The 26,616-nt window shown below is 73.7% G+C and carries 25 protein-coding genes; 6 read left to right on the top strand and 19 right to left on the bottom strand.

Going from position 1 to position 26,616, the window contains the following annotated elements; genetic code table 11:
• Both JSX79_RS05220 and JSX79_RS05215 read right to left on the bottom strand, forming a co-directional pair.
• A partial coding sequence (locus tag JSX79_RS05220) for a zinc-ribbon domain-containing protein (RefSeq protein ID WP_374474891.1) occupies nucleotides 1-497 on the bottom strand: 497 nt, incomplete at its 3' end.
• Nucleotides 498-543: 46 nt separating this feature from the next.
• Nucleotides 544-795: a DUF4287 domain-containing protein gene (locus tag JSX79_RS05215; RefSeq protein WP_071295979.1), complete on the bottom strand. Its 252-nt coding sequence runs from the start codon at nucleotides 793-795 to the stop codon at nucleotides 544-546.
• Between the two features lie 132 nt (nucleotides 796-927).
• Between JSX79_RS05215 and JSX79_RS05210 the strand changes: the two genes are divergently transcribed.
• The 3 genes from JSX79_RS05210 to JSX79_RS05200 are packed head-to-tail and all read left to right on the top strand — an operon-like array spanning nucleotide 928 to nucleotide 3,784.
• Nucleotides 928-1,950: an amino acid ABC transporter permease gene (locus JSX79_RS05210; RefSeq protein ID WP_229085359.1), complete on the top strand. Its 1,023-nt coding sequence runs from the start codon at nucleotides 928-930 to the stop codon at nucleotides 1,948-1,950.
• Nucleotides 1,950-2,723: an amino acid ABC transporter ATP-binding protein gene (locus tag JSX79_RS05205; protein ID WP_229085358.1), complete on the top strand. Its 774-nt coding sequence runs from the start codon at nucleotides 1,950-1,952 to the stop codon at nucleotides 2,721-2,723. The genes JSX79_RS05210 and JSX79_RS05205 overlap by 1 nt, the downstream gene beginning before the upstream one ends.
• A gap of 41 nt (nucleotides 2,724-2,764) precedes the next feature.
• On the top strand, nucleotides 2,765-3,784 hold the full coding sequence (locus JSX79_RS05200; protein WP_229085357.1) for a transporter substrate-binding domain-containing protein: 1,020 nt from the start codon (nucleotides 2,765-2,767) through the stop codon (nucleotides 3,782-3,784).
• Nucleotides 3,785-3,872: 88 nt separating this feature from the next.
• On the opposite strand, the gene JSX79_RS05195 is transcribed toward JSX79_RS05200, so the two are convergent.
• From JSX79_RS05195 to JSX79_RS18605, 13 genes are all read right to left on the bottom strand, one after another.
• Entirely contained in the window at nucleotides 3,873-5,009 is a 1,137-nt protein-coding gene (locus JSX79_RS05195) for an LLM class flavin-dependent oxidoreductase (RefSeq protein WP_229085356.1), read from the bottom strand.
• Nucleotides 5,006-6,628: an ABC transporter substrate-binding protein gene (locus tag JSX79_RS05190; protein WP_229085355.1), complete on the bottom strand. Its 1,623-nt coding sequence runs from the start codon at nucleotides 6,626-6,628 to the stop codon at nucleotides 5,006-5,008. The genes JSX79_RS05195 and JSX79_RS05190 overlap by 4 nt, the downstream gene beginning before the upstream one ends.
• Nucleotides 6,625-8,271: an ABC transporter ATP-binding protein gene (locus tag JSX79_RS05185; RefSeq protein ID WP_229085354.1), complete on the bottom strand. Its 1,647-nt coding sequence runs from the start codon at nucleotides 8,269-8,271 to the stop codon at nucleotides 6,625-6,627. The genes JSX79_RS05190 and JSX79_RS05185 overlap by 4 nt, the downstream gene beginning before the upstream one ends.
• Nucleotides 8,268-9,158 (bottom strand): ABC transporter permease, encoded by an 891-nt coding sequence (locus JSX79_RS05180; protein WP_229085353.1) that lies wholly within the window; start codon nucleotides 9,156-9,158, stop codon nucleotides 8,268-8,270. The genes JSX79_RS05185 and JSX79_RS05180 overlap by 4 nt, the downstream gene beginning before the upstream one ends.
• Nucleotides 9,155-10,192 (bottom strand): ABC transporter permease, encoded by a 1,038-nt coding sequence (locus JSX79_RS05175; RefSeq protein WP_229085352.1) that lies wholly within the window; start codon nucleotides 10,190-10,192, stop codon nucleotides 9,155-9,157. Before JSX79_RS05175 ends, JSX79_RS05180 begins: the two co-directional genes overlap by 4 nt.
• The gene (locus tag JSX79_RS05170) at nucleotides 10,189-11,211 is read right to left on the bottom strand and encodes an LLM class flavin-dependent oxidoreductase (RefSeq protein ID WP_229085351.1); all 1,023 of its coding nucleotides are present in this window, start codon (nucleotides 11,209-11,211) and stop codon (nucleotides 10,189-10,191) included. The genes JSX79_RS05175 and JSX79_RS05170 overlap by 4 nt, the downstream gene beginning before the upstream one ends.
• The gene (locus JSX79_RS05165; RefSeq protein WP_229085350.1) at nucleotides 11,208-12,563 is read right to left on the bottom strand and encodes an NtaA/DmoA family FMN-dependent monooxygenase; all 1,356 of its coding nucleotides are present in this window, start codon (nucleotides 12,561-12,563) and stop codon (nucleotides 11,208-11,210) included. Before JSX79_RS05165 ends, JSX79_RS05170 begins: the two co-directional genes overlap by 4 nt.
• On the bottom strand, nucleotides 12,560-13,750 hold the full coding sequence (locus JSX79_RS05160) for an LLM class flavin-dependent oxidoreductase (RefSeq protein WP_229085349.1): 1,191 nt from the start codon (nucleotides 13,748-13,750) through the stop codon (nucleotides 12,560-12,562). The genes JSX79_RS05165 and JSX79_RS05160 overlap by 4 nt, the downstream gene beginning before the upstream one ends.
• A gap of 31 nt (nucleotides 13,751-13,781) precedes the next feature.
• On the bottom strand, nucleotides 13,782-14,159 hold the full coding sequence (locus JSX79_RS05155; RefSeq protein WP_070418756.1) for a carboxymuconolactone decarboxylase family protein: 378 nt from the start codon (nucleotides 14,157-14,159) through the stop codon (nucleotides 13,782-13,784).
• Nucleotides 14,160-14,282: 123 nt separating this feature from the next.
• On the bottom strand, nucleotides 14,283-15,557 hold the full coding sequence (locus tag JSX79_RS05150; protein WP_229085348.1) for an LLM class flavin-dependent oxidoreductase: 1,275 nt from the start codon (nucleotides 15,555-15,557) through the stop codon (nucleotides 14,283-14,285).
• Entirely contained in the window at nucleotides 15,554-16,321 is a 768-nt protein-coding gene (locus JSX79_RS05145; RefSeq protein ID WP_071301927.1) for an LLM class flavin-dependent oxidoreductase, read from the bottom strand. Before JSX79_RS05145 ends, JSX79_RS05150 begins: the two co-directional genes overlap by 4 nt.
• A 141-nt stretch (nucleotides 16,322-16,462) precedes the next feature.
• The gene (locus JSX79_RS05140) at nucleotides 16,463-17,686 is read right to left on the bottom strand and encodes an acyl-CoA dehydrogenase family protein (RefSeq protein ID WP_229085347.1); all 1,224 of its coding nucleotides are present in this window, start codon (nucleotides 17,684-17,686) and stop codon (nucleotides 16,463-16,465) included.
• Between the two features lie 81 nt (nucleotides 17,687-17,767).
• Nucleotides 17,768-19,252: a reverse transcriptase family protein gene (locus JSX79_RS18605; RefSeq protein WP_229085346.1), complete on the bottom strand. Its 1,485-nt coding sequence runs from the start codon at nucleotides 19,250-19,252 to the stop codon at nucleotides 17,768-17,770.
• Nucleotides 19,253-19,349: 97 nt separating this feature from the next.
• Between JSX79_RS18605 and JSX79_RS05130 the strand changes: the two genes are divergently transcribed.
• On the top strand, nucleotides 19,350-20,066 hold the full coding sequence (locus JSX79_RS05130) for an MgtC/SapB family protein (RefSeq protein ID WP_083295328.1): 717 nt from the start codon (nucleotides 19,350-19,352) through the stop codon (nucleotides 20,064-20,066).
• 4 nt (nucleotides 20,067-20,070) lie between these two features.
• The gene (locus JSX79_RS05125; protein WP_229085345.1) at nucleotides 20,071-20,631 is read left to right on the top strand and encodes a histidine phosphatase family protein; all 561 of its coding nucleotides are present in this window, start codon (nucleotides 20,071-20,073) and stop codon (nucleotides 20,629-20,631) included.
• Between the two features lie 203 nt (nucleotides 20,632-20,834).
• Here JSX79_RS05125 and JSX79_RS05120 read toward each other — a convergent pair whose 3' ends face one another.
• Both JSX79_RS05120 and JSX79_RS05115 read right to left on the bottom strand, forming a co-directional pair.
• The gene (locus tag JSX79_RS05120; protein WP_229085344.1) at nucleotides 20,835-21,644 is read right to left on the bottom strand and encodes a DUF1684 domain-containing protein; all 810 of its coding nucleotides are present in this window, start codon (nucleotides 21,642-21,644) and stop codon (nucleotides 20,835-20,837) included.
• Nucleotides 21,645-21,777: 133 nt separating this feature from the next.
• Nucleotides 21,778-22,806 (bottom strand): transporter, encoded by a 1,029-nt coding sequence (locus JSX79_RS05115; RefSeq protein WP_229085343.1) that lies wholly within the window; start codon nucleotides 22,804-22,806, stop codon nucleotides 21,778-21,780.
• A 58-nt stretch (nucleotides 22,807-22,864) separates the two neighbouring features.
• Between JSX79_RS05115 and JSX79_RS05110 the strand changes: the two genes are divergently transcribed.
• On the top strand, nucleotides 22,865-24,091 hold the full coding sequence (locus tag JSX79_RS05110) for a cobalamin-independent methionine synthase II family protein (protein ID WP_229085342.1): 1,227 nt from the start codon (nucleotides 22,865-22,867) through the stop codon (nucleotides 24,089-24,091).
• A gap of 156 nt (nucleotides 24,092-24,247) precedes the next feature.
• Here JSX79_RS05110 and JSX79_RS05105 read toward each other — a convergent pair whose 3' ends face one another.
• Together JSX79_RS05105 and JSX79_RS05100 are read right to left on the bottom strand one after the other, a co-directional pair.
• Entirely contained in the window at nucleotides 24,248-25,513 is a 1,266-nt protein-coding gene (locus JSX79_RS05105; RefSeq protein WP_229085341.1) for a DUF1963 domain-containing protein, read from the bottom strand.
• Between the two features lie 72 nt (nucleotides 25,514-25,585).
• The gene (locus tag JSX79_RS05100; RefSeq protein ID WP_229085340.1) at nucleotides 25,586-26,548 is read right to left on the bottom strand and encodes an SDR family oxidoreductase; all 963 of its coding nucleotides are present in this window, start codon (nucleotides 26,546-26,548) and stop codon (nucleotides 25,586-25,588) included.
• Between the last annotated feature and the right edge of the window lie 68 nt (nucleotides 26,549-26,616).

Here is a 26,616-nt window from a genome sequence, read left to right as displayed (position 1 = left end):
GCCGGGGGCCGGGGCCGGCGGGGTGCACCGGGTTCCGGGCGACGAGCACGGGACCGCGTCGACGCCACAGCACCGGCCGGGGTCCCTCGAGCCGGGGCTGCGGGCAGCGTCTGCCGACCGGTGACGCGGACGACCCGCTGCGGGACCGGCACCGCGGACGGCCAGTCGGAGGGCAGCACGGGCCAGCGCTGGGGCTGGGCCTGGACGGCGCACTCGGGGCACCAGACCGACCGGCGTCGTTCCCGCCCCGGACGGGAACGCTGCTCACCCGGGGTCGCGACGAAGACGTGCCCGACGTCGCACTCCCACGTCAGCAGGACCTCGGCAGCTGGTGGCACCTGGCTGAGGACGACGCCGTGGTTCCACTCGGGGTGGTACTGCCGGACGAGCACCGGGTACGAGGACCACTCGGCACGGAACTCCCCCACGGCGTACGGAACCGCCACGCCGCGCGACCACTGTCGGCGGCGCCACCACGCGTCGACGGGTTCGGCCACGCTGTCACGCTAGGCAGCACCACCGACAACCGCCACGGCGAGGGGATCAGTCGGCGAGGGCGTTCCGCACGTAGCCGACGAGGGCGTTCGCGTGCCCGTGTCCCATGCCGTGCTCGGTCTTGAGCCAGGCGACGACCTCCATGTGCTTCTGGCCGTCGAGCCGGTCCGCGACGAGGTCGAGCCACTCCTGCACCGGACGCCCGTAGGTCTTCTCGATGCTCGGGAAGTACGACGCCGGCCCCTTCGGCTTGCTGCCGTCGGCCGGGGGCTCCGGTGCGGTCACGCGGTGTGCGGTCATGGGGGTCACGATAGCCGCCGTCCCGCGTCACAGAGCGTCATCCGATCCCCGCGTGTGACGCCGGGTTCCCTCCCGTGCCGATGTGTTTCGCGCGGCGTTGTCGCGCCTCGGCGCACCTCCTACGGTCGCGACATGACCCAGACCACCGACACGGAGCGCCCGACCGGAAGCCCCGCCGGAACTCCGACCGGAAGCACGGCCGGAAGCACGACCGACGCGACCATCGACGCCGCCGGCCGCGCAGCGCTCGACCGCCCCGTCGTCCCGCTGCGCCACCCGCTGCGCTGGATCGCCGCGGCGGTCGTCCTCGTGGTCCTCCTGAACTTCGTCGAGACGCTCTTCACCAACGAGCAGTGGGGCTGGCCGGCGGTCGGCAAGTGGCTGTTCAGCCCGGCGATCCTGACCGGCCTGCAGCTCACCCTCGTCGCGACGGCACTGAGCGCGGTGATCAGCTTCGCCGGCGGCATCGTCGTGGCGATCGGCCGGCTCTCGCGCAACCCGGTGCTGTCCGGGCTCGCCTGGGGCTACGTGTGGCTGTTCCGTTCGGTGCCGCTCATCCTGGTGCTCGTCTTCCTCTACAACCTCGGGTCGCTGTACCCGACCATCGGCATCGGCGTCCCGTTCGGACCGCAGTTCGAGGTCCCGACCGCGAACGTCCTCGGCGACCTGGCGATCGGCGTCATCGGGCTGAGCCTCAGCGAGATCGCCTACGCGTCGGAGATCGTCCGCGCCGGCGTGCTCGCCGTCGACCACGGCCAGCACGAGGCCGCGCAGGCCCTCGGGCTCCCCCGCCGCCGCCAGTTCGTGCGGGTGATCCTGCCGCAGGCGCTCCGCTCGATCGTGCCGGCCTTCGTCAACCAGATCGTCGGCCTGCTCAAGGCGTCCTCGCTGCTGTTCTACGTGTCGCTCCTCGACCTGTTCGGCGTGGTGCAGAACCTGTCGAGCACGTACCCGACGGACATCATCCCGCTGCTCGTCGTGGCGACGATCTGGTACCTCGCGCTCACGAGTGCGGTGTCGATCGTGCAGTACGACGTCGAGCGATGGACGGCGCGCGGCTCGGTCCGTGCCCTCCCGCCGACGCCGTTCCAGCGGCTCCGGTCCGTGGTGCGCCGCGGTCCCGAGCGCGGCAAGAACGACGGGAAGGCCATCTGATGAGCGCCACCATCGGCATCCACGGCGCCGTGAAGGCCTTCGGCGAGAACGTCGTCATCGACGGCGTCGACCTGTCACTGCCGTCCGGGAGCGTCACCGTGATCCTCGGCCCGTCCGGGTCCGGCAAGTCCACGCTGCTGCGGGCGATCAACCACCTCGAACCCCTCGACCGCGGTGTCGTCACCGTCGGCGGCGAGACCATCGGCGTCCGGGTGCGGACCGGCCGCGACGGGGTCCCCCGCTACAAGGAGCTGCCCGAGCGCCTGATCCTGCGGCAGCGCTCCCGGATCGGGTTCGTGTTCCAGCACTTCAACCTGTTCCCGCACCTCACCGCGCTCGAGAACGTGGCCGAGGGACCGATCGCCTCCGGTGTCCCCGCCGCCACCGCGAAGGCCCGGGCCCAGACGCTGCTCGAACGCGTCGGCCTCGGCGACCGCGGAGCCACCCGCCCGCGCCAGCTCTCCGGCGGGCAGCAGCAGCGCGTGGCGATCGCCCGGGCGCTGGCGCTCGAGCCCTCGGTGGTCCTGCTGGACGAACCGACCTCCGCCCTCGACCCCGAACTGGTCGGCGAGGTGCTCGGCGTGATCGCGGACCTCGCCGAGTCCGGCACGACGCTCGTCATCGTCACGCACGAGGTCGCCTTCGCCCGCGAGGTCGCCGACCACGTCGTCTTCCTCGACCACGGCCGCATCGTCGAGCAGGGCCCGCCCGCGCGGCTCATCGACGACCCGCAGCACCCCCGCACGCGCGACTTCCTGTCCCGCGTCCGCTGAACTCCCCACCCGTTCCGACCCGACCCGACCCCTGGAGAACCATGTCCCCGATCACCCCCTCACGCTGGCGGCACCGCGCCGGCGCCCTCGTCCTCGCCGCCGGCGTCGTCGTCGCCCTCGCCGGCTGCGCCGCGAACGCCAGCGCCGGCACCGGCACCGGCTCGGACGACGGCACCGTCACGATCGGCGCCGCCTCGAACGGCGCCGCGACCGAGACGAAGGTCTCCGTGCAGGAGGACTCGAAGCTCCACGACGAGCTCCCCGCCGACGTCAAGCAGTCCGGCAGGCTCGTCATCGGCATCGGGGCCCTGCCGTCCGGGTACCCGCCGCTCGCCTTCACCGGCGACGACCAGAAGACGCTGACCGGCTCCGAGCCCGACCTCGGCCGTCTCGTCGCGGCGAAGCTCGGCCTCGAGCCCCAGGTCAAGAACGCCACGTGGGACAACCTGTTCGTCGGCATCGACGGCGGGTCGGTCGACGTCGGCCTGTCGAACATCACCGTGACGGAGCAACGCAAGGAGAAGTACGACTTCGCCTCGTACCGCCAGGACAACCTCGCGTTGCAGGTGAAGGAGGGCAGCTCCCTGCGGTTCGACGGGGACCCCTCCGTGCTCGCCGGCAAGACGATCGCCACCGACTCCGGCACGAACCAGGAGAAGATCCTGCTCGGGTGGAAGGCCGACCTCGCGAAGCAGGGCAAGACCATCACTGTGAAGTACTACCCGGACGCGAACGCGAAGCTCCTCGCCGTGCAGTCCGGCAAGGTCGACGGCTACCTCGGCCCGAACCCGACGATCGCCTACCAGAACAAGCAGAACGCGGGGACGGCGAAGGCGACGACGACCGCGGGCACGTACTCGGGTGCCGGCGCCGACCTGCAGGGGCTCATCGCGGCGACCACCAAGAAGGGCGACGGGCTCGCGAAGCCGGTCCAGGAGGCCATCGACGAGCTCATCGACGACGGCACGTACGCCAAGTGGCTCACGGCCTACAACCTGTCGAACGAGGCCGTGAAGCAGTCCGAGCTCAACCCGGAGGGCCTGCCGCTCGACGCCGGCTGACCCGGCACGCGCGGGACGCGCGCACACGACGGACGGGAGGCGCGGTGCCAGCTGGCACCGCGCCTCCCGTCCGTCGGCCGGCCACGTCTCAGACCGCGGCCGGCACCGCCTGCTCGGCACGCCGCGCCCACTCGGCCGCGAGCAGCTCGTAGGAGCGCACCCGCGCGTCGTGGTCGTGCGTGATCGTCGTGACGAGGAGCTCGTCCGCCCCGGTGGCACGGCGGAGCGTCTCGAGCTGGTCCGCGACCGTGACCGCATCGCCGACGAACCGCGTGGCGATGCGGTCCGCGACCGAGGCCGCCGCAGCGTCGTCCAACGGGTGCTCCCGGGCCCACTCGGGCGTCGGGTACTCGATCGCCCCGACGCCGGAGCGGATCGAGTGCACCCACTGGCCGTAGCCGAGGGCGAGTCCGGACGCCTCGTCGGTGTCCCGGCCGACGACGACGTCCGCCGACACGATGACGTGCGGCGCGTCGAGCACGCCGGGGCGGAACGCGTCGCGGTACGCCTCGACCGACGCCAGCACCGTGCCCGGCGACGTGTGGTAGTTCGCGCCGTAGGGCAGGCCGAGCGCGCCGGCCGCCCGTGCGCTCGCACCCCCGGTGGAGCCGTGGATCCAGAGTTCGACGGGGTGTCCGGCGGCGGGCGGCGCCTCGACGACCGCGCCGTCGTGCGACCAGGTCCCGGCGAACAGCGCCCGGATCAGGTCGAGTTCGCCCTCGAACCGGTCGACGTCGCCCGGCACGCGACCGAGCAGCTCGCCCTGCAGCGCGAACCGGCTGCGCGGGGCGATCCGGAAGTCGAACGGTGCCGGGATGAGCAGCCCGTCGACGACCTCGTCCTCGCGCGGGGCGAGCGACGGCGGCTTCGGAGCACCGGGTGCGGGGGCACCGGACCGGCCGAGACCGAGGTCGATCCGCGGCCCGTACAGCGCGGCGAGCGTGCCGAAGGTCTCGGCGATCTGCAGTCCGCGGACGTTGCCGACCAGCGTCGCCGCGCTGCCGACGCGGATCGTCGAGGTCGCGGCGGCCACGGCCCCGATCACGATGTTCGGTGCGCTGCCGGCGACACCCGGGTTGAGGTGGTGCTCGGCGAGCCAGTACCGGGCGTACCCGGCACGCTCGGCGTGCTGCGCGAGGTCGATCGTGCGGTGCAGCGCCTGCGCGGCGGTGGACCCGGCGCTGACCGGGACGAGGTCGAGGACGGACAGGGGGACGGCGGTCATGCTGCGTCCGTCCAGGCGCCGGTGAGCTGGTCGAGGCGGGTGTCCGCGCCGAACGCGATGCCGTGCACGTCCTTCGTGGTGGCGATGATGCTGGTGAGCTCGTGCACGGGGACGAAGTCCACCTGCGACGCGATCCGTTCCTGGATCGCCGCGAACGTGGCCGCACGCTCGGTGGCGGACGACTGCGAGAGCTCCTTCGTGAACAGGGCGTCGAGCGTGCCGTCGGCGGCGCCGATCGACTGGGCGCCGTCGCTCGAGAACTTCGAGCGGAGGACGTCACCGTCGGCGCGGGAGCTGTTGTCCCACGCGAGGTCCCAGTCCCCGCTCGTGGTGTTGGCGAGGTACTGCGGGACGGTGCCGCTCTCGAGGGTCAGGCCGACGCCGACCTTCCGGAGCTCCTGCTGGATGAGTTCGAGCGAGGTCTGGTTCGGCCCGAAGTTCGTGATCCAGATGAGCTTGAGCTGCAGCTTCCGGCCGTCCTTCGCGCGGATGCCGTCGGAGCCGGTCTTCCACCCGGCCTCGTCGAGCGCCTGCTCGGCCGCGGCCGGGTCGTACGAGATCGCCGAGGAGGTGTCGGTGTACCCGGGGGTGGTCGAGCCGAGCACCGACGTCGCGACCTCGAACAGGTCGTTCAGGGACGTGTCCCGGACGGTCTTCGGGTCGACGGCCTGCGCGATCGCCCTGCGGACGACGAGGTCGGACACGAGCGGGCGCTTCTGGTTGAACGTGAGCCCGAACACCTGCCCGGGGTTGGCGCGGGTCACGAGCTCGTACTGCGACTTGAGCGTGTCGACGTCGCTCGGCTGCACGCTGCTGATCGCGTCGAGCTGGCCGGACTGCAGGCTGCCGGTGCGGACGCTCGCCTCAGGGACGACCTGGAACGTCACCTTCGACAGGTGCGCCGCGCCGGTGTTCGACCGCGCGGCCGGGCCCCAGTCGTAGTCCTTGCGCTTCGTCAGGACGGTGGAGGTGTTCTTCGTGTACGACGACAGCGTGAACGGCCCCGTCCCGATGACGGCCGTGCCGTCGGCCCGGTCCTCGAACGGCGTCTCGGTGGTCTTCGGCGCGACGATGCCGAGCGCGACCGACGCGGTGGCGTTCGGGAACGCGGCGTTCGGCGTCGTGAAGTCGACCTCGACGGTGTCGTCGTCGACGACCTTCGTCTCCCGGTACCCCGAGAAGTACGCGGCGGCGGTGCTGGACGCCCCGGCCTTCGCGATGTCGTCGAAGGTGTCCTTCACGGCGGTGGCGTCGAAGGCCGACCCGTCGGAGAACGTCACACCGGAGCGCAGGTCGAACGTGAACGCGGTCGCGTCGGCGTTCGCCGAGTACTTCGTCGCCAGCCAGGGCTTCAGCGAGCCGTCCGACGGGTCCTGCCAGAGCAGCGAGTCGACGAGCTGCCGGGTGATGGCGAGGGTGTCGTTGCCGGCGCCGGTCCCGGTCGGGTTGAGCGTGATCGGGTCGTTGGCGATCGCGTAGGTCAGCGAGCCGCCGTCGACGGGCTTCGACGAGGACGACGACGCGGTGCCGCCCGACGAGCAGCCGGCCATCACCAGGGCCGCCGCGGTGCCGGCCGCGATCGCGGCCACCAGACGGATCGGGGTGCGGTGGATGGTCATGAGACTCCTTCGGAGGGGGTGAGGGGTGCGACGCGCCGGGATCGTCCGGGGATCGCGTCGAGCAGGGCACGGGTGTACTCGTGCTGCGGGTGGTGGAGGACCTCGGCGGCAGCGCCGTGCTCGACCACACGCCCGCCCCGGAGGACGGACACCTCGTAGGCGATGCGGCGGACGACGGCGAGGTCGTGCGAGATGAACAGGTACGAGACGGCGAGCGTCTCCTGCAGCGACGCGAGCAGGTCGAGGATCTGCGCCTGGACGGACACGTCGAGTGCCGAGACCGGTTCGTCCAGGACGACGAACGACGGGTCGAGCGCGAGCGCCCGGGCGATGGCGACGCGCTGCCGCTGACCGCCCGACAGCTCCGACGGTCGCCGCCCTGCCGTCGATGCCGGCAGGGCCACGAGGTCGAGCAGCTCCGCCGCACGGGCCGCACGTGACCGCCGGGTGCCGATCCCGAACGCCGCGAGCGGGTCGGCGATGATCGACCCGACGGACAGCCGCGGGTGCAGGGCCGCGTACGGGTTCTGCTGCACGATCTGCGCGCGGCGCCGGTACGCCCGCAGCGCCGCACCGCGGGCAGCGGTCACGTCGTCGCCGTCGAACCGGACGGTGCCCGCGTCGGCGCGCTCGAGACCGAGCACGAGGCGCGCCGTGGTCGACTTCCCGGACCCGGACTCCCCCACCAGCGCGAGGGTGCGGCCGCGCGGGACGGTCACGTCGACGCCGTCGACGGCGGCCACGCGGGCGAAGGACTTCCGCAGGCCCGTCGCGACGACGAGCGGGTCGTCACTGCCGGACGGGAGGCGCGGGTCGGCCCCCACGGACACGGTCACGTCGTCGAGACTGGGCGCCGCGGCGATGAGCGCGCGGGTGTACGCCTCGCGGGGAGCGCCGAGCACCTCGGCGGGGGTGCCCTGCTCGACGATCCGTCCCTCGGACATCACGACGATCCGGTCCGCCCGGTCCGCGGCGACCCCGAGGTCGTGCGTGATGAAGAGGACGCTCGTCCCCCGGTCGGCGACGAGTCGGTCGAGGTGGTCGAGGATCGTCCGCTGCACGGTGACGTCGAGGGCGCTCGTGGGCTCGTCGGCGACGAGGAGCTCCGGGTCGCCGATCAGCGCGATGGCGATGAGCACCCGCTGCCGCATGCCGCCGGAGAGTTCGTGCGGGTACTGCTCCGCGCGCAGCTCCGGACGGTCGATCCCGGCGCGACGGAGCTCCTCCACGGCGCGCTGGCGGGCGTCGGCCCCGGTCGCGATCCCGTGGATCTCGAGCACCTCGGCGACCTGCCGACCGATGCGCGTGACGGGGTTGAGCGAGACGGTCGGGTCCTGCGGGACGAAGCCGATCCGGACGCCGCGGACACGACGGACCTCGGCGTCGGACGCGGTGACCAGGTCGAGGTCCGCGGAACCGGCGGCGGTCCCGGAGAGCCGCACCGTGCCTCCCGTCAGCTCGGCCGCTGCGGGCAGGAGCCGGAGGACCGCGTGCGCCGTCGTCGACTTGCCCGAACCGGACTCGCCGACGATCGCGACGCGCTCGCCGCGACCGACGTCGAGGGAGACGCCGTGCAGCGCCGTCCGCGCGTGCCGGCCGTGGCCGTACGCGACCGTGAGGTCGCGGATGCTGAGGAGGCTCATCGGACCGCCCGCCGTTCGGTGTCGAGTGCCCGGGCGACGCGGTTGCCGGCGAGCACCGTGACCGCGATGACGAGACCGGGGATGGTCGTCAGCCACCACGAGGTGGCGATCAGGTCGCGGCCGGTCGAGACGAGCGAGCCCCACTCCGGTGCCGGCGGCTGGGCGCCGTAGCCGAGGAAACTCAGGCTGGAGACGGCGAGGATCGCGGTGCCGAACTCGAGCGCGGCGAGGACGAGCACGGGGCCGGCCGCGTTCGGCAGCACGTGCACGAGCAGCACCCGCCACCAGCGGTTCCCGTTCGCCGTGGCCGCCTCGACGTACGGGGCGGTGCGGACCCGGACGACCTCGGAGCGCATGATCCGGGCGATGGTGGCGATGCTCGCGACGCCGACCGCCACCGCGACGTTCACGGTGCCGAAGCCCAGGACGGTGACGATCGTCAGCGACAGCAGCAGGCTCGGGATGGCGAGCAGGACGTCCGCGACGCGCATGAGCACGGTGTCGACCACCCCGCCGACGAACCCGGCGAGGAGCCCGACGACCGAGCCGCCGACGAGCCCGATGAGGATCGCGAGGATCGCCGCCTGCAGGGTGAGCGCCGTGCCGTGCACGACGCGGGCGTACAGGTCGCGGCCGAGCTGGTCGGTGCCGAACCAGTGTGCGGCGTCGGGCGCGGTGAGCTTCACGGCGGGTTCCGCGGCGAGCGGGTCGAGGTGGGTCAGGGCGCCGGGGAGCAGCGCGGCGACGACGACCAGGGCGAGCCAGAGCACGGCGAGCGTGAGGGTCGGCCGGGCGACGACGCCCCGGAGTGCGGTCGCGCCGCCGGGGACGCGGTCGGAGACGAGCGACGCGGGACGGCCGATCGCGAGCTGCGTGGTCTCGGTCATGCGGGGACTCCCTGGGGTGTCGGGACGGTGGTGCCGGGGCCCGCGGCGTCGCCCGTGCCGCCGCCCGGTGTCGGGCCGTCCTGCTCCCGGAGCTTCCGGCGGCTCCCGGCCAGGACGACACGCGGGTCGAGGAGCGGGTACACGAGGTCGACGACGAGGTTCGCGACGACGAAGATCGCCGCGGCGACGAGCACGATGCCCTGGACCACGGGGATGTCCTGCCCCTGCACGGCGGTCGCGGTGACGCGGCCGAGGCCCGGGCGGGAGAACACCGTCTCGGTGACGACGGTGCCGGAGAACAGCTGTCCGACGATGAGGCCGGTCACGGTGAGGGCTGGCAGCGCGGCGTTCTTCAGCGCGTGCCGGAACTGCACGCGCCAGCGTCCGGCGCCCTTGGCGTAGGCGGTGTCGACGTACGGCTCACGGAGCGTCGCGACCAGGGACTTCGACAGCAGCTGGGCGATCGTCGCGCCGGTCGGCAGCGCCAGGGTGATCGCGGGGAGGACGACCGACGACGGTCCCTCGCCGCCGAACGCCGGGAACACGTGCAGGCCGAACGAGAACCACTGCACGAGCAGCAGGGCGAACCAGAAGCCCGGGACGGCGACACCGACCGGCGGCAGCTGCAGCAGGAACTGCCCGAGGGCGCGGTTGCGGGTCCACGTGGCGAGGACCGCGAGCCCGCCGCCGAGCACGATCGCGAGCAGCAGGCCGACGACGGCGATCTGCGCGGTGGGACCGACGGCCTCGCCGATGACCTCGGTGACGGGTCGTCCGACGCCGATCGAGCGGCCGAGGTCGCCCGTGAGCAGCGAACCGAGGTGCTGGGAGTACTGCACGAGCACGGGCTGGTCGAGTCCGTACTGGTGGCGGAGGACGTCGAGCTGCGCCTGCGTCACGTCGGTGGCGTCAGGACCGAGCATGATCCGGGCGGGGTCGCTCGGCAGGACGTAGAGGACGAAGAAGGAGATCGTCCACGCCGCCCAGAGCACGAGCACCGCCTCCCCGATGCGCGAGAGCACGTACCGGGTCACGCCGCCACCACCGTCCGCGCTGGTGCCCACCCGAGGGCCGGCGCGACCCTCGACACGACGTCCGAGACGATCTGCTCGTACTCGTCGCCGGCGAACTCGTACGGCAGCTCGATGCGGAACTCGTCGACCTCGGCGAGCGTGGCGTCGTGGACGAGCTGCTCGACGATCTGCTCGGCCGATCCCACGAGGTCCGCCGAGAACAGGGTGCGCCGGGGACCCTGCGGTGCCCTCTGCCGGGCGAGGCGCGACTCGTACCAGGTCCGGTAGCGCTCGCGCGAGACGCGGTCGGCCGAGTCCGTGGGGACGACGCATCGTCCCCAGGCGACGCGGGGTGTCCGGCCGGACGGGAGCGCGACGCGGTAGGCGGCGAGCTGGTTCCGCTGAGCGGTGCCGTAGTCGTCCGTGCCCTCGCCCGAGGTGAGGTTGCCGATGAGCAGGTTGAGCCCGGCGCTGCCCGCGAAGGCGGCCGACCGGAGCGATCCCCCGCCGTACCAGACCCGGTCGACGAGCCCCGGTGCGTACGGCTGCAGCCGCGGGCGCTGGACGTTGCCCGGGCTCTGGATGACGGTGTCGTCGCCGCCGAGGAAGTCCCCGCGCAGGTTGTCGACGAAGCGGGTGACCCGCTCGTAGCCGCGGTCGAAGGAGCGCCAGTCGCCGTCGAACACCAGGTCGCCGAGGATGTCCTCGTGCGGGGCGCTGGTCGACAGCCCGACCTGGACCCGCCCGTGCGACAGGACGTCGGCGAGCGAGAAGTCCTCGGCGAGGCGGAACGGGCTCTCCCACCCGATCGGCACGACGGCGACCCCGAGCTCGATCGCGCTCGTGCGCTGCGAGGCCGCGGCGAGGAACACCGCCGCCGACCCGATGCCGTGCTCGAGGTGACGGTGCCGGACCCAGGCGCCGTCGACGCCGAGCCGCTCCGCCGTCGCGAAGAGGTCGAGCGTGGCCTCGAGGCCGTCGACGGGTGCGTCGTCCGCGAAGTTCCCCGGCACGAGGATCGACAGGCTGCGCACCGTCACGCGAGCACCCCCCGGCGGTCCCGGATGGTCCCGGGCAGACCGAGCGTCTCGCGGAGCGTCGCGCCCTCGGTGTAGGACTCCCGGTACACGCCGCGCTCCTGCAGCAGCGGGACGACCGTGTCGACGAACTCGTCGAGGCCGTACGGGTTGGTGTGCGGGACCACGACGAAGCCGTCCGTCGCGCGTTCCTGGACGTACCGGTCGATCTCGGCCGCGATGTGCGAGGGCGTCCCGACGAACCCGCCGCGCGTCGACACCGCGATGACGAGCTCGCGGATGGACAGGTGCTCGGCCTCGGCGCGGTCGCGCCACGACCGCACGAGCGCCGGCACGTCGCGGGTGTGCCGTGCGCGGCCGCGGGTGATCGCGGCGCCCTCGAGGTCCGGCTCGACGTCGGGCAGCGGGCCGTCCACGTCGTACCCGGACAGGTCGCGGTTCCACACCTGCTCGAGGAACGCGATCGCCGTGGCCGGGCTGACCTGGGCACGCTGGATCGCCCGGGCCCGCTCGGCGGCGTCCGCGGCGGTGTCTCCGAGGACGAAGGTCGACGCGGGCAGGATGTGCAGCTCGTCCTTCGAGCGGCCGACGCGCTCGAGGCGCGCCGTGACGTCGTCGTAGTAGGACTTCGCGTCCTCGAACTCGGTGTGCAGCGAGAAGATCACCTCGGCGTGCGCCGCGGCGAGGTCGCGCCCTTCGTCGGAGTCGCCGGCCTGCACGACCACCGGGTGCCCCTGCGGGCTCCGGGGCACCGGGAACGTCCCGGTCACGTCGAACTGCGGCCCGTGGTGGTCGACGTCGCGGATCCGGGAGCGGTCGGCGAACACGGCCGAGGCCACGACGGCGTCGGACTCCCACGAGTCCCAGAGCTCGCGGGACAGCTCGATGAACTCCGCCGCCCGCGTGTACCGGTCGGCGTGGTCCAGGAACCCGCCACGACGGAAGTTCGCGCCGTGGAACGCGTCCGAGCTGGTCACGACGTTCCAGCCGGCGCGTCCGTCGGTGAGGTGGTCGAGCGTCGCGAGCTGCTTCGCGAGTTCGAGCGGCTCGTTGAACGTGGTCTGCAGCGTGCCGACGAGCCCGATGTGCTCGGTGACCCCGGCGAGGGCGGCGAGGACCGCGAGCGTGTTCGGGCGCCCGACGACGTCGAGGTCGTGGATGCGCCCCTTCCGCTCGCGGAGCCGCAGGCCCTCGGCGAGGAACAGGTAGTCGAACAGCCCGCGCTCGGCGTTCCGGGCGAAGTGCTCGAACGACGAGAACGCGATCTGGCTCTCGGCCCGGTCGTCGCTCCAGATCGTGGTGTTGTTGACGCCCGGGAAGTGGGCGGCGAGGTGGACCTGACGCTTGGCGCTCATGCTGGGACCTCCACGGGGGCGGATGCGGACGCGTACCGGCTGACCGCCGGGGCGATGCCGAGCCGCGTGCGCAGGTCGGCGGTGGGACGCGAGGCCACGTCGGCTCGGAGGCCGGCCGTGACGAGCGCGGGGACGAGCTCGCGGGCGATCGCCGTGGAGTCGAGCGGGATGCGCAGCGGGCGGAGCCGGACACCGGCGAACCCGAGGTCCCGCAGGTCCCCGATGAGCGTCACGAGCTCGGGCACGGTCGTCGCCAGCACGGACGTGTCGGACGTCGACGCGTACGGGGCACCGGCAGCCGTGTCGAGCGAGGCCAGCGCGTCGGCGGCGGCGGCCGACGACGACCCGATGAGCACCGCGAGGTCGGCGAGGACCGGACGACGGACGTCCGAGCCGGCCACCTGCTCGAGGTGACGGACCTCGTCAAGCAGGTCCCGCGCCTCCCGTCCGTCGTACCCGGGCGTGACGAGCACGACGTCCGCAGCGTCCACGGCGAACGCAGCCGCGTCGGCGCGGTGCGCCAGCGAGAAGACCGGCGGACGGCCCTGCGGCGACCGCGGCACGATCGACGCGCCGTGGACCGAGACGAAGGACCCCGCGAACGCGGCGTTGTGGATGCGGTCGCGGTCGATGAACCGGCCGGTGGTCACGTCGCGGATGATCGCGTCGTCGTCCCAGCTGTCCCAGAGTCGCGACACGACCTCGGCGACCTCCCGCGCCTCGTCGAAGAGGACGGACGCCTCGTCGCCGCCGGGACGGCGCCCGAAGAGCGCTGCCTCGCGGGGCGTCGGGCTCACCTGGATCCGCCACCCGGCTCGCCCCTGCGAGACGTGGTCGAGGGTCTGGAGGCCCGTGGCGACGTGGAACGGTTCGGTGTGCGTCACCGAGACGGTCGGTACCAGACCGAGCGCGCGGGTCGCGGGGGCGACCGCGTTCGCGACGAGGAGGGCGTCGAGGCGGCCGACGACGGTCGTGGTGTCGAGGTCGCCCGCCGCGTCCACCGGACCGGCGGTGAAGGAGTCCTCGATCGTGACGGCGTCGACGCCGAGGCGGTCCTGCTCCACGACGACGTCGCGCCAGTGCCGGAGGCTGGTGAGGCGCTGCGCCGCGGGGCCGGCGGTGCGCCAGGCGGCGGGGTGCCAGCCGGCGCCCTGCAGGGCGGTGACGAGGGTGATGCGGTCGGGCATGGGGTGCGCTTCCGTCGGGTGTGGTCGGTGGTCAGTGCTGGTGCGACGCGGAGGTCGCGGAGTCGGAGGGAGCCGCGGCGTCGGCGCCGAACTTGAAGCCGAGGCGGCCGTGGGCGAACCCGCCGCCGGCGCGGATAGCCGTGGCGACCCAGGCGGCCTCGGCGAGCTCGGCCTCGTTCGCGCCGGCCGTGACCGCGCGCTGGCTGTGGCCGTCGATGCAGTAGACGCACTGCGTGGTGATGCCGACCGCCAGTGCGATGAGCTCCCGGTACTTCAGCGGGATCTCGCGACCCTCGGCCCGGAACACCGACTCGTCGAACTGCACGAAGGCCGAGAGGATGTCCGGGGTCTGCTGCTTGTAGACCTTCGTGAAGGTCTTGTCGTGCTCGCGGTCGAGGTAGTCGGTCATGGTGGCGACGCTATGACCGACCAGGCCCGGGCACGACGGGTGTTGCGGAGCGTGACCGGGCGTTGCCCCGTGTGACGCGGCGGGCCTGGTCGCCACGTCACACGGCGTCACGCGGTGGGCGCCCTACAGCTCGCGCGCCCGCGCACCGAGCCGCCCGCGCAACGTGACGTCCTCGTACTCGCGGTGGAACACACCGCGCCGCTGCAGGATCGGCACAAGCTGGTCGACCACGGTCTCGAGGCCGCGCGGGAACTCGTCGATCATGAGGTTGAAACCGTCGGCGGCCCCGGTCCGGTACCACTCCTCGATGGTGTCGGCGGCCTGCTCCGGGGTGCCGACGACGATCCGGGCGCCGTACCCGCCGAAGCCGCGCAGGACCTCCCGCAGGGACGTGTTGTGCGCGCGGACCCAGCGCACGACGGTCTCGTGGTACCCGAGCGAGGGGCCGTAGGTGACGGGGTCCACCTCGCGGTCGAGGATCGCCGCGGGGACCGGCGCGTCCGGGTCGAGGTCGGTGAGGTCGGCGTCGAGGTGCGTCCCGAGCGCCCGCAGGGAGTAGCCGTCCGGGGCGAGGGCCTCGAGCTCGTCGAACCGCCGCTGCGCCTCGGCCTCGGTGCTGCCGAGCACGAGCGACAGCCCCGGGACGATCGCCACGTCCGCCGCACGCCGGCCGTACGTCCGGGCCGCCTGCTTGACGGCGCGGTAGTGCTCCCGGGCGGGCTCGGGTGTCAGCTCGACGGCGAACACGCCCTCGGCGACGCGTGCGGCGAGGTCCCGTCCGTGCGGCGATCCCCCGGCCTGGAACACCACCGGGTGTCCCTGCGCCGACGGCGGGACGGTGATCGCTCCCGCGAACTCGGTGAACTCGCCGTGGTGGTCGACGGGCACCCCGGTGGCGGCGGACCGCCAGAGCGCCTGCACGAGGTCGACGACCTCGCCGGCACGGGCGTACCGCTCGGGTCGCTCCGGGTTCGTCGCGACGCCGAAGTTCGCCGACACCGACCGGTCGTAGGTCGTCACGGCGTTCCACGCCACGCGGCCGCCGGAGACCGTGTCGAGGGACAGGAGCCGCTCGGCGAGGTCGACCGGGTCGTTGTAGGTCGTCGACGCCGTCCCGACGAGTCCGAGGTGCGTGGTCGCGTCGGCGATCGCCCCGAGCGCCACGAACGGCTCGAGCAGCCCGTACGCGCGGACGTTCGGGTCGCCGAGCGCGGGGTGGTCCGCGAAGAACACCATGTCCAGCAGCCCGCGTTCGGCGGTCCGGCCGAGGTCCTCCCAGAACCCGGCGGTGAGCAGGTCGGTCGGCTCGACGTCCTGGGTCCGCCAGGCCGCCGGTCGCTGGCCGAAGCCCTGCAGGTTGACGCCGAGGACGAGCCCGGCGTCGGTGTCGGCGCTCATGCGCCGACCGGCGCGGGGACCGGCAGACCGAGCAGGTCACGCAGCGTCCGCCGGTGGGCACCGGGGCCGGTCGGGGTCCGGGAGGCGCGGCTCGGCTCGGACGCACCGGCCCCGCCCGGCAACGGGACGAGCGGGCGCGCGGCTCCGCCGAGCACCAGGTCGGCACCCTCGTGTGCGACGTCGTGCCAGACCGCGAGGACGGGCTCGCCCTGCCGGCTCGACGGCGTCGTCAACGGCCCCCGGACCCGGTACCCGTCCGGCCCGCCGTCGTGGTCGAGCGGGATGATCCGGGTCGTGTCGGCGAACCGGCCGGCTGCGCGGTCGCCGACGATGCTGTCGAGCGGCCACGTCCGCCAGAGGCCGCGCACCACCTCGGCGAACTCGGCCGGGTCGTGCTGCTCCCCCGTCGCCGGGAGGCCGTGGTCCCGCGCTCCGACGACGAGTCCGACCCGGGCGTCCAGGACGTGGTCGAGGGACAGCACCCGGCGGGCGACGTTGTACGGGTGCTCCCGGGTCGGGGCCGCGGCGACGAGCAGCCCGTGCGTGGGCAGGGCACGGCCGAGGGCGAGCGCCGCGGTGGTCGGGTCGAGCCGGTGGCCACGACCGCGTTCGGCGTCGAAGCGGTCGGTGCCGATCGCGACGACCGCGGCGCCCGAGGCACGGATCCGGTCGGCGAGGCGGGCGATCCCACCGGGTCGGGCGACGGCGGCGGCGAGGTCGCCGTCCGGCACGGCGACGATGGTCGGTGCGGGTGTCTCGGTCACGGTGGTCCCTCCGTACGCGTGCAGAGCGGCCCGCCACCGTCGCCTCCCCAGCGTCCGTGGCGGGCCGTTGCCGACGACCGTACGGGGCAGCGCGGCCCCGGCGGGTGCAGGTGTCGTCCGGTTGCGCCTCGTGACGGCGGGTTACACGCGGTCGAGCGGGCTGGCGCCGTTCACGAGCAGGTCCCCGACGATGCGCCGCTTGTGCACGCGCGGGTTGTGCGAGGCCAGGGTCCGGGCGTTCCGCCAGTGCCGGTCGAGCCCCAGGGAGCGGAAGGTGCCGCTCGACCCGAGGGCGTCGAACACGAGCGTCGTCGCGTCGAGCACGGCGTCGGTGACCACCGTCTGCGCCTGGGCGACCGCGATCCAGCTCCGCTCGAGCGCGGCGCGCAGCACCGGGTCCGTCGAGGGGTCCGCCCCGGCCGCACGGAGTCCGGTGTGGCGGTCGACGGCGGCGTCCACCGGTCCGAGGCTCGCGGTGAACGCGGCGTCGGCGGCGTACACCCGGGCCGCGACGGTGCCGATCGTGCTGAGCAGCTCGGGGTCGGCGGTCGGGTCCGTGGTCGTGCCGTTGTGGTGCCCGCGCTGCCGGGAGCGCAGCGCTTCGATCCCCTCGCGGAGGGCCGCACGCCCGATGCCGACGAGGATCGCGTGCATCACCGTCTGGTAGTACTGCTCCTGGTACGGGTAGCGCGTCGCGTACGGCAGGACCCGCTCGTCGGGCACGTGCACGTCGGTGTACGTCACGCTCCCGCTGCCGGTGATCCGCTGGCCGAACCCGTCCCAGTCGTCCCCGATCCGCACGCCCGGGTCGCGGGCGTCCACGAGGGCGACGAACCGTGCTCCGGCGTCGTCGAGCGCCAGCACCGTGATCCACCGGGCGTAGATGCTCCCCGTCGAGTAGAACTTCCGGCCGGTGACGCGCCAGCCGCCGTCCGGGTCCGGGGTGAGCCGCGTGCTGATGTCCGCTCCGGCCGGGTTCGGCGTCTCGCTCCACCCACCGCCGACGAACTCCCCGCCACCGAGTCGTTCGACGATCGCCCGGTCGGAGGCGCTCCCCTCGGCGTGCACCCGGTCCTCGATGAACGAGAAGTGGTTCCGCCACACGTGCGCGAGGTTCGGGTCGACCTCGGCGATCTCGGCGACCGCCCGGAACACGTCCGACAGTCGGGCCCCGATCCCGCCCCACGCGACCGGAGTGCGCCAGCGCGCGAACCCGGCGTCGACGAGCCACCCGAGCTGGTCGGTGGCGAGCCGTTCCTCGCGTTCCCGCTCCCGGGCGTCGAGGGCGATCCGCTCGATCACCGGTCGCAGCGGCGCGATCAGTTCCTCGTAGCGGGCGTCGGCCGGGATCTCACTCGGGCACATGGCGGCACGCTACCGGCGGTCGGGCGTCGTACCCGTGCCCGCTGCAACCCGGCGTCACACCCGCACGGGGACGGCCCGGGATCACCACGTGATGCGGGCGAACTCCTCGTGCAGGCGCCGTGCGCGTCCGGGGTGGACCTGCTCGACCCACCCGATCCGCCCGAGCAGGTGCGCCCGGAAGTCGGGGTGCCCAGCACGGTTCTGCGACGCCGGACCGTGCTCGGCGGCGTTGTGCAGGATCGCGTGCAGCCGGTCGACCTCGCGCCGACCGGGCGACGTCCGGTCGTTGACGACGACCCCGGTGACCGACTGCCGCGTGCCCCGTCGCCGCACCCGGGTCTTCGACGGGTTCAGCCGGAGTCCCTGCTCCGTGACGATCCGGTCGACCCCGCGGAGGAACGCGTCCGGTCGTGCCGCGAGCCGCTCGTCACCGCTGAACGTCAGGTCGTCGGCGTACCGCGTGTAGACCGCGCCGACCGAGGCCGCCCACCCCGCGAGCCGTGCGTCCAGGTGCCGGAGTGCGGTGTTCGCCAGTGCCGGTGACGTCGGGGCGCCCTGCGGCAGGTGCGCTTCGCGGAGCATCGCGCGCAGCGCCTGCCGTTCCTCGGGGCTGCCGCCGTCCGGCATCGCGCTGAGGACGTGCACCGGCACCCGGTGCGTGCACACCCCGGTGAGGACGTGTGCGAGCGGCTCCGCGAAGCCCGCCGCGCGGAAGACCCCGTACACGGTGGGCGCGGTGACGCTCGCGAAGAAGGACGTCAGGTCGGCCGTGACGACGATCTGCCGCCCGGTGTGCGCCGCGGCTCCGGTCACGACGCTCCGACCGCCGACGAAGCCGTGCGCCGCGTCGTGCACCGGCAGCGCGGTGAGGAGCTCGTCGAGGATCGTCCGCTGCGTCCGGCGGAGCATGTCCATCGGCTTCTCGAGCAGCCGCGGCGTGCGTCCGGGTCGACGGATCCACTCGCAGCGGTGGTGGTGGAGCGGGCTCGACGGCCCCGGTCGCCGGTTCCACGAGCGGGTGTCCGCGAGCCAGAGCAGCCGCCCGACGGTGAGGTCGAGCTCGCGCGCGAGCTCGGGCAGCGTGTCGACGAGCAGTCGGCTCGCGGTCTCCGGACGCGCCCGGACCGCGGTCGCCCGGCGCGCGACGACCCGGACCGGTCGGCGCGCCTCGCGTGCGCGGTGCAGCTCGGCGAGGCGCGGCGACGCCTCGAGCACCGCCGCGAGCTGTCGCGGTGCGTCGACCGGTGGTCGCGGGTGTGCCGCGAGGGCCGCCGCGACCGCGAGCCCGACGTAGGCACGCTCGACGCCGACCACCGCCCAGCCGGCGGCGGTCAGGTCGTCCGGTCCCCAGTGCTCCGCGGTCAGGAACGCGTCGGCGAGGGCACCGGCGACGACGGTCAGGGGCGTGGGGTTCCCGGGGGACCCGTCGGTGCCTCCGTGCGGCGTCGCGCGCGGAGCGCGCCGTCCCGCTCGGGGCGTGTCGTCCTGCTGGTCCTGCGTGCCCCGGGGTGACCCCGGAGAGGTCGACGCGTCGCGCGCGTCGGCCGCCTCCCCCGGGAACTCCACGCGCTCACCCTACGGCGACCCGCTGACGGACGGGAGGCGCGGGTCGGGCCCGCACCGCGCCTCCCGTCCGCCGGGTGCCGGCGTATCGTCGGTCGGCGTGACGATCCAACAGCTCACGGAGCCCCTCGCCGGACAGGGGTGGGTCCAGATCGGCGAGGTCCTGCTCGCGTTCGCCCTCGCGTCGCTCATCGGTCTCGAGCGGCAGCTCCGGTCGAAGAGCGCCGGCATCCGCACGCAGGCGATCGTCGGGACCGCGTCGGCCCTCATGCTGCTCGTGAGCAAGTACGGGTTCAGCGACGTCCTGGTGCCGGACCACGTCGTGCTCGACCCCTCGCGCGTCGCGGCGCAGATCGTCTCCGGGGTCGGGTTCCTCGGCGCCGGGCTGATCCTCACCCGACGCGGAGCCGTCCGGGGCCTCACCACGGCCGCCGCGGTGTGGGAGACCGCGGCGATCGGCATGGCCGCCGGTGCTGGCCTCTGGCTGCTCGCACTCGTCGTCACGGCCCTGCACTTCGTCGTCGTGTTCGGCTACACCGCGATCGTCCGGGCGCTGTCCCGCTCCGCCGAGCAGTCGATGACGCTCGACGTGGTCTACGACGCCGGCCGCGGGGTGCTGCCGGACGTGCTCGCCCTCGCGACGGCCGGCGGGTGGCGGGTCGCCCGGCTCGTGCGGCAGGACACCGACCGGGTCGACGCCACCGCGGTCCGGATCGACGTCGCCGGCCGTGCCGAGGGGTCCCTGCTCATCGCCCGGATCGGCGAGGTCGACGGTGTGCGCGTCGTCGACCCGTCGGCCGCCGACGACCTGGAGTGACATCGTGCCGTCGTTCTTCCTGACCCACGCCGAGGTGGTCGTCGACCCCGCGAGGCCGATCGAGTCGTGGGGGCTCTCCCCCGACGGGCGTGCCCGCGCTGCCGGAGCCGCGGCCGTCGCCTGGCATCCCGGGGTCCAGCGGATCGTGTCGAGCACCGAGCAGAAGGCGGTCGACACGGCGGCGATCCTCGCGGAGGCCGTGGGGCTCGTGCCCTCGACGGACCCCGCGCTCGGCGAGATCGACCGGAGCACGACGGGCTACCTGCCGCCCGTGGAGTTCGACGGGGTCGTCGACGCGTTCTTCGCCACGCCGGAGGACTCGGTGCGCGGGTGGGAGCGCGCCGTCGACGCTCGGGACCGCATCGTCCGTGCCGTGCGGGCGCTGACCGACGCCGGCGACGTCACGATCGTGTCGCACGGTGCGGTCGGGGCGCTGCTGCTCGCCGACCTGCGGGGCGTGCCGGTCACCCGTGCGCTCGACCAGCCGGGGATGGGCAGCGTGTTCTCGTTCGACCCGGGCACGTGGCGGGCGACGAGTGGTTGGGCCCGCGTCGAGGTGCCCTGAGCCGGGCGTCGCCCGCGGGTGCGTGTGCATGCTGCGACATCGCACCCGTCGATCACCTGGTGGAGTGTCGGACGATGCCCGCGCATCCGATGCACGTGCATGGTGCGACGTTCCGCGCGTCGATCCGGTGGTGCGGTGTCGAACACCGCGCGCCTTGCACCCCGCGCCGCGCCGCCGCGCCGCCGCGCCGCCGCGCCGCCGCGTCACGCCGGCAGCTGCTCCCCCGCCTCCACCGCGACGTCGAGCCGGTTCTCCGCCGGCGGCAACGGGCACGTCGCGTGCGGCGTGTACGCGCACGGCAGGTTCGTCGCCCGGTTGAAGTCGATCGTCGTCGCGCCCGACGCGTCCGGCGCCGGGACGTCCAGGCTCCGGTTGGCCGCGTAGGTCGTCACGCCGCTCGTCCGGTCGGTGAACAGCACCAGGAGCCCGTCGCCGTACCCGTTGAACGCCAGGAGCGACCGCGGCCCGTCGAGGTCGAACGTCAGCACGCCCGGCGCCTCGTACACGTGCTGCAGCCCGTCGACGACCGACCCGACGGTCACCGAGCGCGGCGTGTCGAACGGCTCGAAGTGCGCCGGGACCGCGAACGACGGGTCCGGCGAGTACGACGGCGTCCCGGTGTACCCGGTCCGCGTCGGGTTCGAGGGGTGCCGCGGTCGGAGGACGTCACTGCCGCCACGCCGGGCGACCTCGATGAGGACCCGCTCGTCGCCGTCCTGCCACGCGATGGTCGTGCTCGACCGCTCGGGCAGCGGACCGAACCGGTGCGTACCCGTCACCGCGACGCCGTCGACCTCGATCGACTCGCCGTCGTCGAGGGTGACGACCGGTCCCGCCTCCGAGGTCGACCACTCCCCGGGCGCGTCCTCGAAGCGCTCCGGCGTGCCCGTCAGCCACCGGATGCTCGTGATCGCGAGGAAGCCGTGCGCACTCGCCCGGGCCGACTCGTGGGCGTCGTGCCACGCGGCCCACTCGGAGCGGAAGTCGGCTGCGGTCGGCGTCGTCGTGGTCATGCCACGACGGTACGTCGTGTCACGGCCGGGTGACGACGCACGTCGTCTCCGGACGTCACGCGGTGCGCGCGACCGGCTCGGGAGGCGCGGTGCGCGTCGGACGCGCACCGCGCCTCCCGAACCGTGGTCGCGTTCAGACCGTCCGGGTCGCGCCCGTCACGGGGCCCGGCTCGGCGTCCTCGTCGTCGGCGGCCTGCAGGACGCCCTCCGCCTGGGGCAGCAGGTGCCGCACGGCCAGCGCGATCGACCGCGACCCGACGACCGCGACCAGCACCGAGAGCAGGGCGAGCACCCCCGCGGTGGGGATCCACGCCCACCGCACGTCGAGCACCCGCAACCACTCGATCGCGGCCGTCGCGACCGCCGCCGCCGGGAACACGAACGACCAGAACCCGAGCGAGAAGGGCAGCCGCGCGTACCGCGGCAGCAGGGCGACCTGCACCGCGACGAGCAGCACGCCGAGCCCGGTGATCGCCTGCACCGGGACCGTGAGCACGTCGTCCGTCAGCGCGAACACCGCGACCGTGGCGACCGACGGCGGTGCCACGAGGATCGCCATCGTCGGCACGAGCGGTGCGGGCAGCGCGGGGCGGAAGGACAGCCGGATGAGCAGCAGCCCGGTCATCACGACCCAGAAGAACACGCCGACACCGAAGCAGGCCCAGGAGAGCCAGGTGAGCCCGACCTCGTGCGTGGCGACCGAGCCGACGAGCGCCGCTGCGACGGTCGGCAGGAGGTAGCCGCCGTGCACCGACTCGAGGGCGAGCCGACCCTCGAACCACGTCGCGAGGAGCCAGGCGGCGAACCCGGCGGCGACCGCCACGGCGACGAGCACGAGCACCCTCCCGCCGTCCGGCCAGCCGTGCGCGAGGTCCACCCCGAGCAGCATCGCGGTCGCCGGGACCAGGGCCGCGAGCGGACCCTGCGCGGGGTGCCGCAGTTGGTCGACGAGCCGGTCGTGCGCGCGCACCCGGACCCCGCGGACGGCGTGCGCGGCGAGCAGCCAGGTCCAGGCGACGGCGGCGATGCCCCAGAAGACCTGCGGGAGGACGGCCGGCAGGTCGAGGACGGGGGCGGCGTACGACCAGGTCTCGGCGAAGCCGGCGAGGCCGAACGGGACGGCGAGGGTGTTGAGCGGGATGCGGGTGGTGGGACGGGGCACGGTGTCCCATTCTCCCGAGTCGGACCGCTTGCGGGGCCCCCGTGCCAGATTGGGCAGCATGTCCTTCGAGAACACCGACCACGTCCAGGCCACCACCGCCGGCTCGTTGCCCCGCACGCCGGAGCTCATCGCCGCGAACGCCGCCCGGCCCCTCGCCGCCGACGGCTTCACGCTGGAGACCACCGACGAGGTCCGTGCGCTCACGAGCGCCGCGGTCGACGACGTCGTCGCCCGCCAGACCGCCCTCGGCATCACGCAGCCCGGCGACGGCGAGTTCGGCAAGGCGATGTCGAACAGCGTCGACTACGGCGCGTGGTGGGGGTACTCGTTCCAGCGCGTCAGCGGCCTCAGCCTGACCGAGGAGGACATCTTCACGCAGGAGCCGGTCCGCTCCGAGCCCGGACACGTCCGGCTCACGAGCTTCCCGGACCGCCGCGACTGGACGATCTTCCGCGAGGCCTACACCGACCCGGGCTCGGGCATCGGCACGGGCAAGAACGCCACCGCGTTCCCGACGACGACCGGCCCGATCGCGTACACCGGGCACGAGGCAGCCCGGACGGACGCCGCCAACCTCCGGCACGCCGTCGAGGCGGCCGGCGCCGCGAACGGCTTCATCACGGCGCTCTCCCCCGGGTCCGCCGCGCGGGTCGCGAACGAGTACTACGCCACCGACGAGGAGCACATCTGGGCCTGGGCCGACGCCCTGCGCGAGGAGTACCGGATCATCCTCGACGCCGGCCTCGTCCTGCAGATCGACGACCCCTCGATCGCCGAGAACTGGGACCAGATCAACCCGGAGCCGAGCATCGAGGACTACCGCGCCTTCACCCGCATCCGGGTCGAGGCGCTCAACCACGCGCTGCGCGGCCTCGACACCTCGCGGGTGCGCTTCCACCTCTGCTGGGGCTCGTGGCACGGCCCGCACACGACCGACATCGAGCTCCGCCACATCGTCGACCTCATGCTCGACATCGACGCCGGCGCGTACTCGTTCGAGGCGGCGAACGCCCGCCACGAGCACGAGTGGACGGTCTGGCAGGACGTCGCGCTGCCGGACGGCAAGGTCATCGTGCCCGGCGTGGTCGGCCACGCCACGAACGTCGTCGAGCACCCGGACCTCGTCGCGCAGCGCATCGAGCGGTTCGCCTCGGTCGTCGGCCGGGAGCGCGTCATCGCCGGCACCGACTGCGGCCTCGGCGGCCGCATCCACCCGCAGATCGCCGCCGCGAAGCTCGAGTCCCTCGGCGAGGGCGCGCGCCGGGCGAGCGCGACGCTCTTCTAGCGGTCGCAGCGTTCGAGGTTCCGCGCTCGGTGCGGCCCGCACGGCCTGTCACGGTGTGCGGACGCTCGCACGGGACGGCCTGGAGGCGCGGTGCGGGCCCGACCCGCGCCTCCGGGCCCGCAGGCGGTCGCGTCTCCCCGAGAGCGACGTCGGAGCTCAGGAGGTCTGCCAGAGCACCGACGCCCGCGCGCCGTCGCTGAAGACGTACGCCCGGCCGGCGTCGCCGAGGTCGAACCCGAGCGGACCCGGTTCGATCGAGGCGACGAACTCGGTGCCCGCGGGGGTCTCGTCGTCCTGGATCCACTCCGGCACGCCGCCGTACTGGCCCGCGACGAGGACCCCCTCGGCGGCGGCGGCCGCGAGCACTCGGTCGGGGTCCTCGTCGTCGTGGACCATCGGCACCGGCACGTGCCGGAGGAGCATCGCGTCGGCGAGGAGCGGTGGGGACGCCGGCTCCGGGTCGTCGGGATCGCCGTGCGGTGAGACGGGTCCGGCCGCGAGGTGCAGCCCTCGGAGGGAGAACACGAACGCCGCGTTCGCGCCGCTGTCGGGCTCCCACGAGGCACACGTCCCCGGGTCGAACTGACACACGAACACGCTGACGAGCGTCTCCCGGTGTTCGATCTGGGCGGTGAACTGCATCGGTTCGTCGTGGTGGGCGCACAGCGGCCACTCCCATCCCTCGGGCACCGCGGGGGCACCGCCGATGCGCGAGGCAGTGAACGGGGCCGGCGCGTCCGGTCGGTACGCCCCGAGCACGATCGTGCCGAGGTGCTCGTCGACCGGTCGTGCATGAGCGACCGACGGCGCGGTCCGGGGAACTGGGCGCTCGGTCCGATGCTCGACCAGCGTCAGCACGGTGCGTTCCGGTCCGCTCCCGCGCTCGGGTCCGCTCCTGCGCTCGGCGACGACGAACCGACCGGGCTGTGGCGGCGCGAGCGGCAGTTCCCAGCGGAGGAGTGGCCAGTCGGGCATCCCACGCTCGCCGGTGCCCGGGTCAGGGCCGTTGTCCGCCGATCGGAGCATCCGGACCAGGGCGGCGACGTCGAGGTCCGGGAACCCCGCCGCACGCGATTCGGCGACCACCCGGGCCGCGGCGCGGTCGAAGGGGGCGTCACGACGGCGGGCGCGCCGACCAACGGGACGGACGACGGCGGCGTGGATGCCGTGCACGACGAGCAGCGGCGGGAGTGTCCACGCCGATGCGATGAGGAACGAGGCGCCGACCGCCCGGTCCCGGAAGGCGTTCTCGAACACCGAGATCGCGACGAAGGCGACGACGAGCACGATCCACGCGGTGACGAGCACGGTTGTCCAGGGTCCGCTGCCCGCCTTCGAGCCCGCGCGGTGCGACCGTGCACGTGCCCGGGCAGCGTCCTCGGTGTCGACCTCGACCCGTGTCGCCGGTCCTGCGTCGGCCATGCGGTCCCCCGATCCGCGAGCACCCGACGCGCTCGCGAGCAGCAGGTTAGCGGTCGGACACGGCCGCTCCGGTCACCGGCGGGCGCGTCCGAGCAGCACGGCGCCCACGACCGCAGCCACGCCCGCCCAGGCCAGCGGCCGGGTCACGCGGCGACGCTTCGCGACCCAGCCGCCGTTCGTCGCGTTGCCGGCGTCGGCCGGGGTCCAGAGGTTGCCGTCGGTCGGCGCTCCCCTGCCGCGGAGCGCGAACGTCTGCACCATCGGCTTAGTGATCTTGTGGAACAGCCCGGGGAAGACGTACTGCAACGGCACGAGCGACGCCTGGATCCGGCCGACGAACCGGTAGCGCTTGGGGTGCAGTGCCGTGCGGACGACCGCGCGGCCGGCACGCTCGACGGACACCGTCGGCGGCAGCGGGTGCGAGGTCGTGCCGGTGTAGTTGGCGCCGTTCTGGTAGATCGGCGTGTCGATGGTCGACGGCAGGAGCGCGGCGAAGCGGATGCCCGTGCCGGCGAACTCGTCGCCCAGGACGTCGACCAGGCCGAGGGCCGCGTGCTTGCTCGTCACGTAGGCGGACTGGTACGGCGCGGACAGCAGCGACTGGATCGAGCCGACGAGGACGTAGGTGCCCTCGCCCCGCTGCTTCCAGTGCGGGAGCAGCGCGGTGATCGCGTGCAGGTGGCCGTACAGGTTCGTGTCGACGACGCGCTTGAAGGCCTCGGTCGGGGTCTGCTCGAAGAGGCCGTAGACGAACAGGGCGGCGTTCCCCACGAAGACGTCGATCCGTCCGAAGCGGGTCGTGGTGGTCGCGACGAGGTCGCGGACGGCGTGCTCGTCGGCGACGTCCGTGGGGATCGCCACGGCCTCGGCCCCGAGCGCCCGGCACTCGGCGGCGGCGGCCTCGAGCGAGTCGTGGCTGCGGGCGGCCAGCACGAGCGTCGCGCCCTGCCGTGCGAACTCGTGCGCGGCGGCCCTGCCGATCCCGCTCGATGCTCCGGTGACGACGACGATCTTCCCGCGGAACCGATGTGCCATGGGTCCTTGGTACGCGGTCGCGGCTCCGTCCCCGCACAGGGCACGTGCAGCACGGCGGGTCCGGTAGC

The organism is Curtobacterium sp. GD1, assembly GCF_020882855.1.
Classification (GTDB): Bacteria; Actinomycetota; Actinomycetes; order Actinomycetales; family Microbacteriaceae; genus Curtobacterium.
The sequence above is the reverse complement of the archived record's forward strand: the minus strand, read 5'-3'. Positions and strand labels throughout refer to the sequence as shown.